General features: G+C 60.4%; 13 protein-coding genes, 2 tRNA genes and 2 rRNA genes. 16 read left to right on the forward strand and 1 reads right to left on the reverse strand.

The window, feature by feature from the left end; translation table 11 throughout:
- Positions 1–3: 3 nt before the first annotated feature.
- From ACQY9S_RS18360 to ACQY9S_RS18410, 11 genes are all read left to right on the forward strand, one after another.
- Positions 4–1041 (forward strand): 2Fe-2S iron-sulfur cluster-binding protein, encoded by a 1038-nt coding sequence (locus ACQY9S_RS18360; RefSeq protein WP_428421690.1) that lies wholly within the window; start codon positions 4–6, stop codon positions 1039–1041.
- Between the two features lie 9 nt (positions 1042–1050).
- A complete protein-coding gene (locus tag ACQY9S_RS18365; RefSeq protein ID WP_428421691.1) occupies positions 1051–1779 on the forward strand; it encodes a cyclic nucleotide-binding domain-containing protein in 729 nt (242 codons plus the stop codon).
- 121 nt (positions 1780–1900) lie between these two features.
- Complete coding sequence (locus ACQY9S_RS18370; protein ID WP_428421692.1) at positions 1901–3043, forward strand: ABC transporter substrate-binding protein; 1143 nt, start codon at positions 1901–1903, stop codon at positions 3041–3043.
- A 91-nt stretch (positions 3044–3134) separates the two neighbouring features.
- Positions 3135–4472, forward strand: coding sequence for an ABC transporter permease subunit (locus tag ACQY9S_RS18375; RefSeq protein ID WP_428421693.1), 1338 nt, complete (start codon positions 3135–3137; stop codon positions 4470–4472).
- The gene (locus tag ACQY9S_RS18380; protein WP_428421694.1) at positions 4472–5335 is read left to right on the forward strand and encodes an ABC transporter ATP-binding protein; all 864 of its coding nucleotides are present in this window, start codon (positions 4472–4474) and stop codon (positions 5333–5335) included. Before ACQY9S_RS18375 ends, ACQY9S_RS18380 begins: the two co-directional genes overlap by 1 nt.
- Positions 5336–5338: 3 nt before the next feature.
- Complete coding sequence (locus ACQY9S_RS18385) at positions 5339–6163, forward strand: ABC transporter permease (RefSeq protein ID WP_428421695.1); 825 nt, start codon at positions 5339–5341, stop codon at positions 6161–6163.
- 84 nt (positions 6164–6247) lie between these two features.
- On the forward strand, positions 6248–7090 hold the full coding sequence (locus ACQY9S_RS18390) for an ABC transporter ATP-binding protein (protein WP_428421697.1): 843 nt from the start codon (positions 6248–6250) through the stop codon (positions 7088–7090).
- A 96-nt stretch (positions 7091–7186) separates the two neighbouring features.
- On the forward strand, positions 7187–8041 hold the full coding sequence (locus ACQY9S_RS18395) for an amidohydrolase family protein (RefSeq protein ID WP_428421699.1): 855 nt from the start codon (positions 7187–7189) through the stop codon (positions 8039–8041).
- A gap of 21 nt (positions 8042–8062) precedes the next feature.
- Positions 8063–8551: an N-acetyltransferase family protein gene (locus tag ACQY9S_RS18400; protein ID WP_428421700.1), complete on the forward strand. Its 489-nt coding sequence runs from the start codon at positions 8063–8065 to the stop codon at positions 8549–8551.
- On the forward strand, positions 8544–8888 hold the full coding sequence (locus tag ACQY9S_RS18405; RefSeq protein ID WP_428421702.1) for a hypothetical protein: 345 nt from the start codon (positions 8544–8546) through the stop codon (positions 8886–8888). The genes ACQY9S_RS18400 and ACQY9S_RS18405 overlap by 8 nt, the downstream gene beginning before the upstream one ends.
- 470 nt (positions 8889–9358) lie before the next feature.
- Positions 9359–9730 carry a YidH family protein gene (locus tag ACQY9S_RS18410; protein ID WP_428421704.1) on the forward strand — a complete coding sequence of 124 codons (372 nt, stop codon included), beginning with the start codon at positions 9359–9361 and terminating at the stop codon, positions 9728–9730.
- A gap of 27 nt (positions 9731–9757) precedes the next feature.
- On the opposite strand, the gene ACQY9S_RS18415 is transcribed toward ACQY9S_RS18410, so the two are convergent.
- Positions 9758–10609 carry a GNAT family N-acetyltransferase gene (locus ACQY9S_RS18415; RefSeq protein WP_428421705.1) on the reverse strand — a complete coding sequence of 284 codons (852 nt, stop codon included), beginning with the start codon at positions 10607–10609 and terminating at the stop codon, positions 9758–9760.
- A 167-nt stretch (positions 10610–10776) separates the two neighbouring features.
- On the opposite strand from ACQY9S_RS18415, the gene ptsP reads away from it, so the two are divergent.
- From ptsP to ACQY9S_RS18440, 5 genes are all read left to right on the forward strand, one after another.
- Positions 10777–12513: a phosphoenolpyruvate--protein phosphotransferase gene (gene ptsP, locus ACQY9S_RS18420; RefSeq protein WP_428421707.1), complete on the forward strand. Its 1737-nt coding sequence runs from the start codon at positions 10777–10779 to the stop codon at positions 12511–12513.
- 433 nt (positions 12514–12946) lie between these two features.
- Positions 12947–14477 (forward strand): 16S ribosomal RNA (locus tag ACQY9S_RS18425).
- 143 nt (positions 14478–14620) lie between these two features.
- Positions 14621–14697, forward strand: a tRNA-Ile gene (locus ACQY9S_RS18430).
- Positions 14698–14708: 11 nt separating this feature from the next.
- Positions 14709–14784, forward strand: a tRNA-Ala gene (locus ACQY9S_RS18435).
- A 255-nt stretch (positions 14785–15039) separates the two neighbouring features.
- Positions 15040–17915: ribosomal RNA gene (locus ACQY9S_RS18440) — 23S ribosomal RNA — on the forward strand.
- Together the 16S and 23S rRNA genes with 2 tRNA genes alongside form the textbook arrangement of a ribosomal RNA operon.
- The last annotated feature ends 53 nt before the right edge of the window (positions 17916–17968 follow it).

Raw genomic sequence — 17968 nt, forward strand, 5'->3', positions numbered from 1 at the left:
CTCATGAAGATCCAGGTGAATGCAAGAAACCGGGCGCATCAGTTCGATGCTGCCCCGGCCGACAAGATCCTCTATGCGGGCCTGAGCCAAGCGATCGCGCTGCCGTATGAATGCGGCAGCGGCACCTGCGGCACCTGCAAGGCGAGGCGGCTGTCGGGTGACATCGAGGACGGCTGGCCCGAGGCGCCGGGCCGCAAATACCTCAAGAGCCCGGACGAGTTCCTGATGTGCCAATGCACCGCCCGCGGCGACGTGTCGGTCGAGGTCGCCAGTTTCGTGCAGGAGTTCGAGCCCGGCGTGTGCGTGCCCGCAGCCGTCGAGGGGCGCATCCGCGACGCGACGCTGCTCACGCACGACGTCATGCAGTTGCACATCGACCTCGCCACGCCGCTGGAGTTCGACGCCGGGCAGTTCGTGCTGGTCCAGGTGCCGGGGATCGTGGGCTTTCGCGGCTGGTCGATGGTCAACTACGAACGCAACGCCCTGACGCTGGTGTTCGTCGTCAAGAAAAAGCCCGGCGGCCAACTGTCGGATTGGTTGTTCTCGCAGCCGAGAGCGGGCACCGACGTCGAGGTCTTCGGTCCGCTCGGCAGGGCGACCTTCTACCCATCGGTCGCCAGGAACATCCTGTGCATTGCCGGCGGCAGCGGCATCGCCGGGATGATGTCCATCCTGGCGCGAGCGGCCCGCGAGAACTACTTCACCGAGTACCGCGGGGATGTCTTCTTCGGGGTGCGGTCGATGAAGGACGCATTCTTCCTCGACGTGTTCTCCCGCTTGCGCGAGCAGTGCGGCGAGAAGCTGCGGGTCACGATCGCGCTGTCGGAAGAGGGCCCCCCCGCTTGCGCCCAGGCAGACCATCCCCAGCTCGAGTTCGACACCGGCTTCGTGCACGACGTGGCGGAGCGACGGATGAAGGGTCGCTACGAGGGCGTGCGAGCCTATCTGGCCGGCCCACCGCCCGCCGTGGATGCCTGCGTGCGCATGCTGCTGATGTCACGCGTATCGACCGACAACATTCGATACGACAAGTTCAGCTGAAAGCCGAGCATGAAGAGAATCCGCATCTGCAGCGCCAGCGAGATCCCGGTCAACGGGATGAAGAGTTATGACACGTCGATCGGAGTGAAGGTCCTGATCGCGAACGCCGGTGAATCCTATTACGCCTACCAGGGGCTGTGTCCGCACCAGGATGTCTGCCTGGACGAGGGATTTTTCGACGGCGCGACGCTCACCTGTCACCAGCATCTGTGGCAATGGGACATCGCCACCGGTGCGCCGGTCGGGCTGGCGGAGGCGCCGCTGGAGCGCTACGAGCTCGTGCACGACGACGGCGAGATCTTCGTGCTGCAGTCCAGCGCCTTGAAGGTGTCCGAGTTGTTCAAGGGAGTCTCGGATGCGGCAATCGCGAGACTCGATGCACTGGCGCGTCGCGAGGAGTACGAAAGTCTGAGCACGCTTTACGGCGTGGGCGATCCGGCCGACGACCTGTACATCCTCGAGTCCGGACGGGTCGAATTCGTCATTGGCCGCGAGGATCGAACCAGCTTGGCCGGGTTCATGCTGCGCAAGGGCGAGGTGTTCGGCTGGGCGGCCCTGCTGGAAGACCACCCGCGCCGTATCGCGAAGGCGGCGTGCGTCGAGAAGTCGACCTTGCTGCGCCTGAACGGAGAAGAGGTCTTGAAGGTGCTGGCCGACGAGCCGGCATCCGGCTATCTGGTGATGCGGCAGCTTTCGACGCTGATCACGAAGCACCTCAGGTCGCAAGGCGGCAAGTGAAGCGACAAGACAAGCGGACTGCGTGAAAGGGCCGTCCGGCAAAGCAAATGGACGGAGTGATCGAGATGTTCCAGAGATCAGCGTTCTGGATTTTCAGACGCACATATAAAAGGAGACAAGCATGGCGTTCTGCATGAACCATCGTGTGCGGGCGGCGGTAGCGGGCTTCGCCGCCGCATTCGGCCTCATTGTTGCTGCTCCCTCGATCGCCGTCGCCGGCGATATCGAGTACGGGAAACCGGGTGAACCGGTCAATCTCGTCATCGGCTACCAGCCCTACTACACGGAGTCGTGGTCTGGTGTCGTGATGCGCGGCAAGAAGCTGTACGAAAAGTACCTGCCGAAGGGGTCCACCGTCGAGTTCTCGATCGGACTTCAAGGGGCCGTGATCGTGAACGCCATGCTCGCCGGCAAACAGCACATCGGGTATGTGGGTGACATGCCGGGCATCGTGTCGACCACCAAAGAGCAAGTGGCCGACATTCGCATCGTCGCGACACTCGGCATCGGCACCGACCAGTGCAACGTGCTGCTCGCGCGGCCCGATGCCCCGAAGTTCAACAACGCCAAGGAAGGCATCAAGTGGCTGGATGGCAAGCGCATCGCGGTGCCGCTGGGCAGCTGCGCCGACCGCTTTGCCCAGGAGGCCTTCAAGAAGGAAGCCGTCACGCCGGCGGCGGTGCTGAATCAGAACATCGAGGTCATCACCAGCGGCTTCAGAGCCGGCAAGCTGGATGCGGCAGTGATCTGGGAGCCGACCGCGTCGCGGCTGGTGCAGGAGGGCCTGGCCAAGCGGATCGCGTCTGGCGCCACGGTCAACGAGAAGGACGGTGCCTTCCTGACCATGCGCGCCGACCTGATCAAACAGCGGCCCGATATCGTGAAAGCATGGCTCAACGCCGAGCTCGATGCCCAGCTCTACCTGGCCGACTCCAAGAACGCGATGGAGGTGGCCGGCATGGCGGCACAGCAGGCCACGGGCTTTACGCAGAAGATGCTGTGGGCTTCGATGTACGCGAAGTACCCGGAGGAGTCCGGTGGCGCGCCCGTTCGCTTGACGCTGCCTTACACCATCACGCCTGAAGTCGTTGCGCAGATCACGAGCGCTGCCAGCTTCCTGTTTTCGATCAAGAGCATCAACGCGGACAAGCTGCGTGCCGAAGCGCTGATGCCCGAGTTCACGCAGACGATCCTCAAGGAGCGCGGTCTGTCATCGCCGATCGGCAAGGTCGTGGCCTTGCCGGAGAGCGAGTTCAAGCAGTAGGCATCATTCTCTTGCGCCTCACGGTGACCGGCCGAGACGACCGCCAAGTCGTCTTGGGCCGATCGGCGCACCTTTGCTCAGAGGAGACTGCATGGATCAGATCAGCGCCGTATTGAAGCGCGCGATGCCGTTTCAGATGGTGTCGGACGACATGCTTCGCGGCATCGTGAAGCTGGCCAAGTCGCGGTCCTTTGCTCGCGGCGACATGATTTACGACCGCGGCGACGAAGCCGACGACATCTACATCGTTGCTTCCGGAAGCGTGAGCCACGCACTGCGCACGGAGGAAGACCAGGCCGATCTGAACAAGATCATGCGCAGCGGCGACGTCTTCGGCTGGGCCGCGGTGCTCGATGGCCAGCGCGGCCGGATGGCAAAGACGGTCTGCCTGGAGCGGACCGAGGTGGTCCAGATCGACGGCGAGGAGCTGATGGCGCTCATCAAGCAGTCGCCGGTGACGGGCGATGTCATCATGAGCCGCTTCGCGACCATGATCACCAAGGAGTTCTCGGCGCCGGACTCCGTCGCCGCGCGAGTGCCCCATTTCCCCGTGGCCGAAATCTCCACTGCTCAACAGGGCGATGGCGTGGGCAGCGGATGGGCGCTCACGTTCTTTCGGCTGGCGCAGTGGATCAAGAGCCCGAAGCCTTATTTGATGCTGCTCGGCTTCGCGATCTTGCTGGGCCTGTGGTACCTGACCGTCGAGGTCTGGAAGTTGCCCCGCTTCGCTGACATGCCGGGCCTGACGGTGGTGGTGCGGGAGCTGTTCAATCCGAATCCGACCTATGGGCTTTCGGTCTACACGCCCGAGTACTACCAGCACATCTGGGTCAGCATCCGGCGGGTCTCGATCGCGTTCTTCCTGGCCACCGCGCTGGGGGTGCCGCTGGGCCTGTTCATGGGCTGGTCGAAGATCTTCCGCGAGTACGTGTTCCCGATCTTCGAAACCTTGCGGCCGATCCCGATCCTGGCCTGGGTTCCTCTTGCCATCCTGATGTTCACGGGCACCGAAACACCGGTGATCTTCCTGACATTTCTGGCGTCGTTCTTCGCCACCGCGCTGAACACCATGCTTGGTGTCGAATCGATCGACGAGTCCTACAGCCGGGCGGCTTACTGCCTCGGCGCCAGCAAATGGCAGGTGTTTCGGGAAGTGATCGTGCCGGGCGCCATGCCGTTCATCTTCACGGGCTTGCAGATCTCGGTCGGCGTCGCGTGGTTCTCGCTGGTCGCTGGTGAGATGGTGTCGGGAGAGTTCGGTCTCGGCTACGTGATCAACACCTCGTACACGATGGTGCGGTACCCGACGATCGTCATTGGAATGATCACGCTCGGTGCGGTCGGGTATGTCACGAGTGCACTGGTCCGCATGGTGGGGGACTACATGATGCAGTGGCGTGTTCGTGAACTTGCTTTGGGGGGTCGATGATGAGTGCCTTGCTCGACGCGAACAGGCGTTCGCAGAAGATCGCCTCTCAAGGCGCCATCCGCATCGAGGACGTCGTCAAGATCTACGACCCCGACGGCGCGGCGGTGATGGCGGTCGATCACTGCTCTCTGGACATCCCCGCAGGTGAAATCTGCATGATCGTCGGCCCGTCCGGCTGCGGCAAGACGACGCTGCTGAATGCCATCGCCGGCTTTCACAGCATCACGTCCGGCAAGATTTTCCTCGACGGGCAGTTGCTCTGCGGGCCCGGGAAGCCGATGGCGGATCCGGGCTCGGACCGCATCGTCGTATTCCAGAACGGGGCGTTGTTTCCCTGGAAGTCGAATCTCGAGAACGTCGCCTTCGGCCCGCTGATGCAAGGAAAGATGGGCAAGAAGGAGATCTACGAGAAGGCCCGCAGCATGATGGCCGACGCGGGCCTGAGCGGCACGGAGAACAATTTTCCGGGCGAGGTGTCGTCGGGCTTGCGTCGCCGGGTGGAGATCGTTCGTGCGCTGATGAACGATCCGAAGGTGCTGTTGTTCGACGAACCCTACCGGGCGCTCGACTCGCTGACCAAATCGGTCATGCACGAGGCGCTGCTGGAGATCTACTACAAGAACAAGGTCACGATCTTCTTCATCACGCACGACCTCGAAGAGGCAATTTTCCTGGGCCATCGCCTGGTCATCATGACGTCGCGGCCTTGCAAGCCCAAGAAGATCCTCGAGGTCGATATTCCGCATCCGCGTGACTACAGCGTGTTGACCAGTCGGCGCTTCCGCGAATTGATGGAAGAGACCAGTGCCGTCGTGCACGAGGAAGCGAAGAAGTCCTTCGCGGCCGGCGAGAAGGAGGGCTGAGCCATGCAGAAGTCCATGACCCGACTGCGCAAGAAGCTGGTGAGTCGCGCCAGCCTGCGCGCTTTCATTTCTCTGGTCACGTTCCTGGTGTTGTGGGAGATCGGCTCGCGCTCGAAGGAGTGGCTGGGTTACTCGCTGCCGTGGATCGGACAGGTGCCCGCGCCGAGCGCCGTGTTGCGCGTGTGGGCCGGGCTGCTCACCAATCAGGGCTACTGGGAGAGCTGGTATCTCAGTCTGGTTCGGGTGCTGGCCGGATTCATCGCCGCGATGGTGATCGGCATTCCGCTCGGCCTGCTGATGGCGGTCAGCAAGACCTTCAACGGTCTGTCGTTCCCGAGCTTCGAGGTGCTGCGGCCGATACCGCCGTTGGCCTGGGTGCCGGTGTCGATCATCTTCTGGCCCACGCAGGAGCTGTCGATCGCCTTCGTGACCTTCCTGGGGGCGTTCTTCACGGTCGTCATCAACGTGGTGGGCGGAGCGAAGTCCATCGACAGCCGCTACTTTCAAGCCGCGCAAGCCATGGGGGCATCGCAGTGGGACATCTTCCGGCGCGTCGTGTTGCCGGCCACCCTGCCGTCGATCGTGGTCGGCTCGTCGGTCGGAATGGGTATCACTTGGAACGTCGTGGTCGCCGCGGAGATGATCTCCGGCGGTGGCAACAGCGGCTCCGGCGGTGGACTCGGCTTCTTTATCTGGAACTCGTATGTCGGTGGGTCCTACGAGCAGATCGTCGTCGGCATGATCAGCATCGGTATCGCAGGCTTCGCCTGCAGCGAGATCCTGCGCGCAGTCGGCGGGCTGTCGACCCCTTGGTTGCAAAAACGGTAAAGGTCACTCATGGCGATTACCAATTCAGTCCGTGCCGGCACCGTGCACGTCGGCAAGATGCCTGCCACGGCTGGCGAGATCCGCGTGGAGAACGTCACCAAGTCCTACGGCAGTGGCTTGTTCACCAAGGCGGTCGTAAAGGACTGCTCGTTCGTCATCGAGCGAAACAAGCTCACCGTGATGATCGGGCCTTCCGGCTGCGGCAAGAGTACGTTGATTCGTCTGTTGGCAGGTTTCGAAAAACCCACCAGCGGCAGCATCCGGATCGACGGCAAGTCGATCACCGGGCCGGGCAAGGACAGGCTGGTGGTGTTCCAGGAATCGGCACTGTTCCCGTGGATGACGACCTACGACAACATCATGTACGGGCCGCGCGCTCGCGGAGAAGATACGCCGGCGTCCCGGGCCCAGGCCGATTTCCTGCTGGACAAGGTGGGGCTGAAGGCCTTCCGCAAGAAATACCCGCCACAACTGTCAGGCGGGATGCAGCGCCGCGCCGAACTCGCGAGGGCAATGATCAACAACCCCGACGTGATGATCCTGGACGAGCCGTTTCGGGGTCTGGATGCCATGTCGAAGGAGTTGATGTGGGAGTACTACGCGGGGCTGTTCGAAGAGTCGCACCGCACCAACTTCTTCGTGACGACCGACATCGACGAGGCAATCTTCCTCGCCGATCGGTTGATTGTCATGACCAACATCCCGACGAAGGTGCGGGCGACGCTGGAAGTCAACATCCCACGCCCGCGTCGTCTCGCGAACATCTTCGACAACGACCATGCGAACCAGGTGAAGATGAAGGCACTCTCGCTGCTGCACGAGGAGGCGATGAAGTCCTTCTCCGGCGGCAGCCGGGCCGCCGCCGACTTCGTCGAGGCCTATTCGAAGCGAACTGCGAGCGGGCCTGCAATCGACGACCCGCACTGACAGCGCACAGACCCGTCACGCGAAGCGGCGTGAGACCGCTCCGATGCGTGACGACATTCCCATCACGGTAAACACAACCCCCTAGGAGAACCGGACGTGGCCAAGAAAGTGATCGATATGCGCAGTCGCCCTGCGTTCCTGCATGACTTCTACGGCAAGACGCGTGGGACGCCGGAGTTCGAGGTCGTCAAATGGCTCAACGGGCGCGTCGGCTCCAAGGACATCGAGCACTTCACGCATTCCAAGAATCTGGAGTCGTTCGTCAAGGAGATCAAGGAGACACGCATTACCGCGTCCGTGATCGTCGGTCGCGACACGCCCGGGATCAAGCATGCGAACGACGAGATCCACGATCTCGTGAAGGGACAGAAGGAGTTGGTGGGGGTGGGCTCCATCGATCCCCACCGCTGGGGTGTCAAGGCGGCGGTCCAGGAGGTCGAGCGCGCGATCAACCAGCTTGGTCTCAAGGCCATCAACGTCGAGCCCGGCTTTGGCAGCCCGCCACGCCAGGCCGACGATCCGATGTTGTTTCCCATCTACGACGCCTGCGATCAGCTCGGCGTACCGGTGTGCATCATGTCCGGGCCTACGGCGGCAAGTCTGGAGATGGTCAACCCGTCTGCGGTGGGGCACGTCGCCAAGGCATTTCCCAAGCTGCCGATCATCTGCTATCACGGCTTCTATCCCTATGTGAACGAGATCATCGGCGTGGCGTTTCGCTGGGAGAACGTCTTTATCGTGCCCGACATGTACATCTTCGCCCCCGGCGGCGGCTTGTATGTCGAGGCAGCGAACAGTTGCATGCGTCAGCAGATCCTGTACGGCAGCTCGTACCCGTTTCGCCCGATGGGGCAGTCGATCAACGACTACCGCTCGCTCGGCTTCAAGGACGGTGTGATCGACGACGTGATGTACGGCAACGCGCGGCGCGTGTTGAAACTCAGCATCTAGCCGATCGAACGGAGCGCGGCCGTGGACCTCACGATACGCGTGGCACGACTGTCCGATGTGCCGCGTCTGCTCGAACTCTACAAGCAGCTTGACATCGCGTCCGAGACGGAGATGCCGATCGAGCATGCGTGGGCACGCTTTCTCGATCTGGCATCGAATCCGTTGCACTGCATCTACGTTGCCGAGGTGCAGGAGAAAGTCGTGGGCACGGTTTCGATGGTCTTCGTTGGTGGGATATCCCACGGCGCGCGCGACTCTTGCATCGTAGAAGACGTGGTCGTTTCCCCGGAACTCCAGGGCGCCGGGATCGGCGGGCAGATGATGCGATTCGCAATGGACGTGTGCGCCGCTCGCGACTGCTACAAGTTGGTGCTGTCGAGCCACGTCAATCGAGAGAAAGCCCATCGCTTCTACGAGGGCCTGGGCTTTCGCAAGCACGGCTATAGCTACCTGATCGACACCGGCGGCGATTCCGCCGGAGCGTCGCCACACGGAATCCGCCATGCGTGAGCCTGACGATTGCGGAGCCGAGTATTCCATCCAGGTAAGCGCCGTGGTGGACGCGAAGCGCTCGGGCTATCTGGCAAGGGTCGTGGTCAAGAAGCTGCCCGCGATGCTCGAAGTGTTTCGAGACGAGGTGCTTACCTGCGGCCAGACGTGGCCGCAACCTCAGAGCGCGTTGGCCGCTGCACTGGCGCGAGGCCAGCAGTTCGTGCGCTTTGAGTTGCGCCGGCCTGTCCTCGACGACGCTGGAGGGGAGCCGGGTGAGCGACAGTCGGCGCCCGACTCCGATGAAGCGATGGTCGCTGGGTTCCAGCCGGTGGGCGAGCGCGGCGCAGGGCGGTGACCGGCATGGAGCTGGTGGCAACCAACGGAGCCGTTCACAGCGGAGAAGCACTCGGTGCCGTACGCCGGGGCGCCGTTGCAGGCTCGGCTGCCGCAGCCGCAGCCGCAGCCGCAGCCGCAGCCGCAGCCGCAACCCGGTACGGTGGCGAACTGCGTGCCATGATGGCGGCGCGGCAGAACGCGTCGCCGCAGCGTCCGATCGCACCGAATCCGACCCGAGACGATGCGCGCGGCCCATTCGATGGGATTCGGAAGCGGCTTGACCAGCGGCAGGGCGATGGAATCGGTGCACTTGCGCAGCCCGTTCGGGCTGCAGCCGCATGAGCGGGCCGTGTCAACGTGGGTTCCACGGCCAGCGCGGTTCGTCGGCGGCCTGTCGTTGCTCGATTGAACGATGCGCGTACGGCCGCAATCCAATGAGGCTGCTCCCGTGCAGAACCCACGCCATGCCCCTTGTCAGGAGTTCTACCGGTGTCGTATCTCGATGACCCTCGTGTGTTCTTCGCTGCTGAACGGACCTTGCTCGCGTGGCAGCGTACGGCCATTGCGCTGATGGGGTTCGGCTTTGTCGTTGAGCGCTTTGGTCTTTTCCTGCGCATGGTCACCGGCCAGCCCTTGTCGTTGCCGCAGCGCTTGTTCTCGTTGGGGCTGGGCGTCGGCATGCTGTCGATGGGTGCCGCGGTGTGTGTCATTGCGGCACTTCAGTTCAGCGCAGTGGTCAGAGGCCTGGGCGAGGCGGAGATTCCGCGTGGCTACTGGACGAACTTCGGTGTGTGGCTCAATTTCGCTTTGGCGATGGTTTCGCTATCCCTGGCGATCCACTTTGTGTTGTCCGCCGTCTAGCTGCTGGCTCGAGAGGAACGCGCGGGATCAACTGCCCAGGAAGTGGCGGCGGTACTTGAGCGGCAGATCGTCGATGCGCATCAGCAGCGGCAGATCGGCCGTGTTGAAGTCAGGATCCCAGGCGGGCGCGCCCAGCACCTTGGCGCCGCAACGCAGATAGCCCTTGATCAGTGGCGGCGGATCGACCGCGAGGTGGCGGTCGAGTTCGTCGACCGGCAGCGGCAGCCGCGGGCGCACCTGCCATTCGATCGGCGCGAGATGCGTGCGCCGCAGCTGCTCCCAGAGGCTGGCAGCCATGTGGCCGCCGTCGCGCATGCTGATGCTGGCGCAGCCGATCATCGTGTCGAGTTCGTTGCGCACCATGAACTCGGCCAGAGCGCCCCACAGGGCAAGGATCGCACCACCCGAGCGATGGTCGGGATGCACGCAGGAGCGGCCGAGCTCGACCATCTTGCTGCGAAGGGAGCGCAGGCGCGTCAGGTCGAACTCGGTCTCGCTGTACAGCCCGCCGACGCGTTGCGCGGCAGCCGGTGTCAGGACACGGTAGGTGCCGATCACCTTGCCGGGTTCGCCATCGGCACCGAAGGTGCGCACGAGCAGGTGCTCGCAGTAGGCATCGTAGACGTCGATGTCGAGGCCCGCCGGCGTGCCGGCCGGGGGCGACAGCCGCGCTCCCATTTCCTCGACGAAAACCTGGTATCTCAGACGCTGCGCTTCACGAATCTCGCTTTCATCGCGCGCCCAAACCACATCCAGTCCACTCCGTTCGGCCATGGGAATTGCTTCGGCGTCGCGGCGTCGAAGTGACCTCCGGGGGGGGCGCAACTCCAGGCTCGTGATTTCCTGCAGCGGCAGCGTCGGCAGCGGCAACTCCCTCATGTTTCGCTCCTTGTTCAGCAATGGCGACGAGCTTGAGACAGCGGCGTGACGCGGCGATGTAGGGCCGATGACGTTGCGATGACAGGCGGGTGGGCTGGGTGTTGCCGGCTGCAAGCGCCGTGGTAACCCCAGTCGGGCGCGGGTTGGACCGCTGCTACGATCGATTCATGAGCCTGCAGATGTTCGGAATTCCGGTCTCGCGTGGCGTGGCCATCGGTCGCGCGGTGCTGGTCGCGTCGAGCCGTGTCGACGTGGCCCACTACTTCATCGAGCCGGCCCAAGTTGAGCGTGAGGTGGCGCGGCTGCTGCAGGCGCGTGACGCCGTTGCGACGGAGCTCGGCGGCCTGCAGCGGGATCTGCCGTCCGACGCGCCTTCGGAGCTGTCGGCCTTGCTCGACGTGCACCTGATGCTGCTGCACGACGAGGCGCTGACGGGGGCCACCGCGCAGTGGATACGCGAGCGTCACTACAACGCCGAGTGGGCCTTGTCCGCCCAACTGGAGGTCCTGGCGCGGCAGTTCGACGAGATGGAGAACGACTACCTGCGCGAGCGCAAGGCCGATCTCGAGCAGGTGGTCGAGCGTCTGCTGCGCGCGCTCATGCACGACAGCAGCGGTGGACCACAGGCCATCGGCGTCGATCCGCGAGATTTTGGTGGAGAGGACCCGTTGGTGCTGGTCGCCAACGACATCGCCCCGGCTGACATGCTGCAATTCAAGCGCAGCGTATTCACTGGCTTCATCACCGACGTGGGCGGCAAGACGTCACACACGGCGATCGTTGCGCGCAGCCTCGACATCCCCGCCGTCGTGGGCGCGCGCGAGGCCAGTCGCATCATCCGCCAGGACGACTGGGTGGTGATCGACGGTGACGTCGGTGTCGTGATCGTGGATCCGTCGGCGATCGTGCTGGAAGAGTACCGCTTCCGGCAGCGCCAGAGCGAGCTGGAGCGCGTGCGTCTCACGCGCCTGCGGCACACGCCCGCCGTCACGCTCGACGGCGAACGGGTCGAACTGCTCGCCAACATCGAACTCCCCGGGGACGCGGCGGCCGCTCTGGAGGCTGGAGCCGTTGGCGTCGGCTTGTTCCGAAGCGAGTTCCTCTTCATGAACCGCGGCGACGACCTCCCCGGCGAGGACGAGCAGTACGAGGCCTACCGGGCCGTGGTCGAAGCGATGAAGGGGCTGCCGGTCACGATACGCACGGTCGACATCGGCGCCGACAAGCCGCTCGACCGCATGTCTGCGCACGAGTTGCGGCACGAGCATGCGCTCAATCCTGCCCTGGGCCTGCGTGCAATTCGGTGGAGTCTGTCGGAACCCAGCATGTTCCGACAGCAGCTGCGCGCCATCCTGCGCGCGAGCGCACTGGGGCCGGTGCGATTGCTGGTGCCGATGTTGGCGCATGCGTCCGAGATACGCGGCACCTTCGATGCATTGGCGCGAGCGAAGCAGCAACTGACGGAGTCCGGGCGTGCGTTTGGTGACGTGCAGGTCGGCGCGATGATCGAGGTGCCCGCCGCTGCCTTGATGGTGGACAGGTTCCTCGATGCGTTCGACTTCGTGTCACTCGGGACGAACGATCTGATCCAGTACACGCTGGCGATCGACCGCGCCGACGAGTCGGTGTCGCATCTCTACGACCCGTGGCACCCCGCGGTGCTGGAGCTCATCGGGCGAACCATTCGTGCAGCGCGTGTGCGCGCCAAGCCGGTCAGCGTCTGTGGAGAAATGGCCGGAGACGCGAGCTTCACTTCGGCGCTGCTGGCAATGGGCTTGCGCAGCTTCTCCATGCACCCGTCCCAGATCGCGGCGATCAAGCAGCAGATCTTGCGCATCGACACGAGAAGGCTGGCCGAGCACGCGGCCACTGGCGAAGGGCCCCCACTCGTTCCAGCGGTCTGATCAGCGTGGTGGGTTCAGGCCGCGCGGTTCTGTGGCTGGGAGCGAACGTCCGAGGCAGGACCGAGCGCACGGCAACGAATATTTTCTGGGTGCTGTTGCACTCCTGAAAACTTCCGTGCTACAGTAGCTGTCTTCGCTGATCGCAACAAACCGCCGGCAACGGCAGGCAAAATAGCGGTAAGTGGAGAAAATAAAGAGGTTGAGTGGTTGACAAGGTTTTAAAAACAAGTCAAAATCTCATCTCTCTGCTGACAACAAGTCGGCAACGCCGAAAGGCGACGCTCTTTAACAAATAACAGCCGATAAGCGTGGGCGTTTGAAGGCGAGTGCCAAGTGTCGCAAGACACAAGGTCTCATGGACCTTAAACGCTCACTGAATTGAAATTCATGCAAGTGAAGTTCACTTCAATTCTTTGAGTAATTTATCAAGATCGAACTGAAGAGTTTGATCCTGGCTCAGATTGAACGCTGGCGGCATGCCTTACACATGCAAGTCGAACGGCAGCACGGGAGCAATCCTGGTGGCGAGTGGCGAACGGGTGAGTAATACATCGGAACGTGCCCAGTTGTGGGGGATAGCCCGGCGAAAGCCGGATTAATACCGCATACGACCTAAGGGTGAAAGCGGGGGATCGCAAGACCTCGCGCTATTGGAGCGGCCGATGTCGGATTAGCTAGTTGGTGGGGTAAAAGCCTACCAAGGCTACGATCCGTAGCTGGTCTGAGAGGACGACCAGCCACACTGGGACTGAGACACGGCCCAGACTCCTACGGGAGGCAGCAGTGGGGAATTTTGGACAATGGGCGCAAGCCTGATCCAGCCATGCCGCGTGCGGGAAGAAGGCCTTCGGGTTGTAAACCGCTTTTGTCAGGGAAGAAACGGTTTGGGCTAATACCCCGGACTAATGACGGTACCTGAAGAATAAGCACCGGCTAACTACGTGCCAGCAGCCGCGGTAATACGTAGGGTGCAAGCGTTAATCGGAATTACTGGGCGTAAAGCGTGCGCAGGCGGCTTTGCAAGACAGATGTGAAATCCCCGGGCTCAACCTGGGAACTGCATTTGTGACTGCAAGGCTGGAGTGCGGCAGAGGGGGATGGAATTCCGCGTGTAGCAGTGAAATGCGTAGATATGCGGAGGAACACCGATGGCGAAGGCAATCCCCTGGGCCTGCACTGACGCTCATGCACGAAAGCGTGGGGAGCAAACAGGATTAGATACCCTGGTAGTCCACGCCCTAAACGATGTCAACTGGTTGTTGGACGGCTTGCTGTTCAGTAACGAAGCTAACGCGTGAAGTTGACCGCCTGGGGAGTACGGCCGCAAGGTTGAAACTCAAAGGAATTGACGGGGACCCGCACAAGCGGTGGATGATGTGGTTTAATTCGATGCAACGCGAAAAACCTTACCTACCCTTGACATGCCAGGAACTTACCAGAGATGGTTTGGTGCTCGAAAGAGAACCTGGACACAGGTGCTGCATGGCCGTCGTCAGCTCGTGTCGTGAGATGTTGGGTTAAGTCCCGCAACGAGCGCAACCCTTGTCATTAGTTGCTACGTAAGGGCACTCTAATGAGACTGCCGGTGACAAACCGGAGGAAGGTGGGGATGACGTCAGGTCATCATGGCCCTTATGGGTAGGGCTACACACGTCATACAATGGCCGGTACAGAGGGCTGCCAACCCGCGAGGGGGAGCCAATCCCAGAAAACCGGTCGTAGTCCGGATCGCAGTCTGCAACTCGACTGCGTGAAGTCGGAATCGCTAGTAATCGCGGATCAGCTTGCCGCGGTGAATACGTTCCCGGGTCTTGTACACACCGCCCGTCACACCATGGGAGCGGGTTCTGCCAGAAGTAGTTAGCCTAACCGCAAGGGGGGCGATTACCACGGCAGGGTTCGTGACTGGGGTGAAGTCGTAACAAGGTAGCCGTATCGGAAGGTGCGGCTGGATCACCTCCTTTCTGGAAATAGCACTCAATTTCTCGCGCCCACACTTATCGGCTGTTTTTGACGACAGAAATTGAAACGTGACCGGCTTGACGTAACCGCAAGGCCAACGCCCTGGTTGACGTGACGAGCGGACCGCAGCGTTTCACGAATGCTTGGGTCTGTAGCTCAGTTGGTTAGAGCACCGTCTTGATAAGGCGGGGGTCGTTGGTTCGAATCCAACCAGACCCACCAATCCATTCCGTGGGGGTGTAGCTCAGCTGGGAGAGCACCTGCTTTGCAAGCAGGGGGTCATCGGTTCGATCCCGTTCACCTCCACCAATAAATTTGATCTCAAGCGTCAGTAGCCGATTGGCTTCTGACGCATGCGATCGTCAGATCGTCTGTCGTTCTTTAACAATTCGTAGAGTCAAATCAGAGTTGTCGGTGGAAACCGCTTCATGGCGGACCGTGCCACCGATGACATTTTGATTGCGTCAACAAACTTCAATTTGCAAGAATTTGAAGAAACGGCATAACGCAAATACTCAAATCAGTCCTTGACGATGCTTCCTCAGCGAGGCGTCAAAGTTATAGGGTCAAGTGACTAAGTGCATGTGGTGGATGCCTTGGCGATTACAGGCGATGAAGGACGTGATAGCCTGCGATAAGCTTCGGGGAGCTGGCAAATTAGCTTTGATCCGGAGATTTCCGAATGGGGAAACCCACCCTTAGGGGTATCGCATGATGAATACATAGTCATGTGAGGCGAACCGGGTGAACTGAAACATCTCAGTAGCTCGAGGAACAGACATCAACCGAGATTCCGAAAGTAGTGGCGAGCGAAATCGGACCAGCCTGCACGTTTTAGCAGTTGATTTATCAGAACAGTCTGGAAAGGCTGGCCATAGCGGGTGATAGCCCCGTATGAAAAAAGTCGATTGTGGAACTGGGCGTGCGACAAGTAGGGCGGGACACGAGAAATCCTGTCTGAAGATGGGGGGACCATCCTCCAAGGCTAAATACTCGTAATCGACCGATAGTGAACTAGTACCGTGAGGGAAAGGCGAAAAGAACCCCGGGAGGGGAGTGAAATAGATCCTGAAACCGCATGCATACAAAAAGTCGGAGCCCGCAAGGGTGACGGCGTACCTTTTGTATAATGGGTCAGCGACTTACATTCAGTGGCAAGCTTAACCGAATAGGGAAGGCGTAGAGAAATCGAGTCCGAATAGGGCGTTCAGTCGCTGGGTGTAGACCCGAAACCAAGTGATCTATCCATGGCCAGGATGAAGGTGCGGTAACACGCACTGGAGGTCCGAACCGACTAGTGTTGCAAAACTAGCGGATGAGCTGTGGATAGGGGTGAAAGGCTAAACAAACTTGGAAATAGCTGGTTCTCTCCGAAAACTATTTAGGTAGTGCCTCAAGTATTACCATCGGGGGTAGAGCACTGTTATGGCTAGGGGGTCATGGCGACTTACCAAACCATTGCAAACTCCGAATACCGATGAGTACAGCTTGGGAGACAGTGCACCGGGTGCTAACGTCCGGACACAAGAGGGAAACAACCCAGACCGCCAGCTAAGGTCCCTAATATTGGCTAAGTGGGAAACGAAGTGGGAAGGCTAAAACAGTCAGGATGTTGGCTTAGAAGCAGCCATCATTTAAAGAAAGCGTAATAGCTCACTGATCGAGTCGTCCTGCGCGGAAGATGTAACGGGGCTAAGCCAGTAACCGAAGCTGCGGATGTGCGCGCAAGCGTACGTGGTAGGAGAGCGTTCCGTAAGCCTGTGAAGGTGGGTTGTGAAGCCTGCTGGAGGTATCGGAAGTGCGAATGCTGACATGAGTAGCGTTAAAGGGGGTGAAAAGCCCCCTCGCCGAAAGCGCAAGGTTTTCTACGCAACGTTCATCGACGTAGAGTGAGTCGGCCCCTAAGGCGAGGCAGAGATGCGTAGCTGATGGGAAACAGGTCAATATTCCTGTACCGATGTGTAGTGCGATGTGGGGACGGAGAAGGTTAGCTCAGCCGGGTGTTGGATGTCCCGGTTCAAGCGTGTAGTCGTGGTCTCTAGGAAAATCCGGAGATCTTAGATGAGGCGTGATAACGAGGCGGCTTGCCGCCGAAGTGAGTGATACCCTGCTTCCAGGAAAAGCCACTAAGCTTCAGCTGCACACGACCGTACCGCAAACCGACACTGGTGCGCGAGATGAGTATTCTAAGGCGCTTGAGAGAACTCTGGAGAAGGAACTCGGCAAATTGACACCGTAACTTCGGAAGAAGGTGTGCCTTTAGTAGGTGAACCTGTACAAGGGGAGCCCAATGAGGCCGCAGAGAATCGGTGGCTGCGACTGTTTATTAAAAACACAGCACTCTGCAAAGACGAAAGTCGACGTATAGGGTGTGACGCCTGCCCGGTGCTGGAAGATTAAATGATGGGGTGCAAGCTCTTGATTGAAGTCCCAGTAAACGGCGGCCGTAACTATAACGGTCCTAAGGTAGCGAAATTCCTTGTCGGGTAAGTTCCGACCTGCACGAATGGCGTAACGATGGCCACACTGTCTCCTCCAGAGACTCAGCGAAGTTGAAATGTTTGTGATGATGCAATCTCCCCGCGGAAAGACGGAAAGACCCCATGAACCTTTACTGTAGCTTTGTATTGGACTTTGAACAGATCTGTGTAGGATAGGTGGGAGGCTTTGAAGCGGTGCCGCTAGGTGTCGTGGAGCCAACGTTGAAATACCACCCTGGTGTGTTTGAGGTTCTAACCTTGACCCGTTATCCGGGTTGGGGACAGTGCATGGTAGGCAGTTTGACTGGGGCGGTCTCCTCCCAAAGCGTAACGGAGGAGTTCGAAGGTACGCTAGGCACGGTCGGAAATCGTGCTGATAGTGCATAGGCATAAGCGTGCTTGACTGCGAGACTGACAAGTCGAGCAGGTACGAAAGTAGGACTAAGTGATCCGGTGGTTCTGTATGGAAGGGCCATCGCTCAACGGATAAAAGGTACTCTGGGGATAACAGGCTGATACCGCCCAAGAGTTCATATCGACGGCGGTGTTTGGCACCTCGATGTCGGCTCATCTCATCCTGGGGCTGTAGCCGGTCCCAAGGGTATGGCTGTTCGCCATTTAAAGAGGTACGTGAGCTGGGTTTAAAACGTCGTGAGACAGTTTGGTCCCTATCTTCCGTGGGCGCTGCAGATTTGAGGAAGCCTGCTCCTAGTACGAGAGGACCGGAGTGGACGCACCTCTGGTGTATCGGTTGTCACGCCAGTGGCATTGCCGAGTAGCTAAGTGCGGAAGAGATAACCGCTGAAAGCATCTAAGCGGGAAACTCGTTTCAAGATGAGATCTGCCGGGGCCTTGAGCCCCCTGAAGAGTCGTTCGAGACCAGGACGTTGATAGGCCGGGTGTGGAAGCGCAGTAATGCGTTAAGCTAACCGGTACTAATTGCTCGTGAGGCTTGACCCTATAATTTTGACGACGGTTTGAGTTGTTGAAATGTTATGCCGTGATGGCGCAAT

Origin of the sequence: Methylibium sp. (assembly GCF_965279545.1) — a bacterium.
Taxonomy (GTDB): domain Bacteria; phylum Pseudomonadota; class Gammaproteobacteria; order Burkholderiales; family Burkholderiaceae_C; genus Methylibium.

What these genes read in the sequence shown, in the direction of transcription:
- ACQY9S_RS18360 (WP_428421690.1), top strand. Translation starts at nt 4, where the DNA reads ATGAAGATCCAGGTGAATGCAAGAAACCGGGCGCATCAGTTCGATGCT.
- ACQY9S_RS18365 (WP_428421691.1), top strand. Translation starts at nt 1,051, where the DNA reads ATGAAGAGAATCCGCATCTGCAGCGCCAGCGAGATCCCGGTCAACGGG.
- ACQY9S_RS18370 (WP_428421692.1), top strand. Translation starts at nt 1,901, where the DNA reads ATGGCGTTCTGCATGAACCATCGTGTGCGGGCGGCGGTAGCGGGCTTC.
- ACQY9S_RS18375 (WP_428421693.1), top strand. Translation starts at nt 3,135, where the DNA reads ATGGATCAGATCAGCGCCGTATTGAAGCGCGCGATGCCGTTTCAGATG.
- ACQY9S_RS18380 (WP_428421694.1), top strand. Translation starts at nt 4,472, where the DNA reads ATGAGTGCCTTGCTCGACGCGAACAGGCGTTCGCAGAAGATCGCCTCT.
- ACQY9S_RS18385 (WP_428421695.1), top strand. Translation starts at nt 5,339, where the DNA reads ATGCAGAAGTCCATGACCCGACTGCGCAAGAAGCTGGTGAGTCGCGCC.
- ACQY9S_RS18405 (WP_428421702.1), top strand. Translation starts at nt 8,544, where the DNA reads ATGCGTGAGCCTGACGATTGCGGAGCCGAGTATTCCATCCAGGTAAGC.
- ACQY9S_RS18415 (WP_428421705.1), bottom strand. Translation starts at nt 10,609, where the DNA reads ATGAGGGAGTTGCCGCTGCCGACGCTGCCGCTGCAGGAAATCACGAGC.
- ptsP (WP_428421707.1), top strand. Translation starts at nt 10,777, where the DNA reads ATGAGCCTGCAGATGTTCGGAATTCCGGTCTCGCGTGGCGTGGCCATC.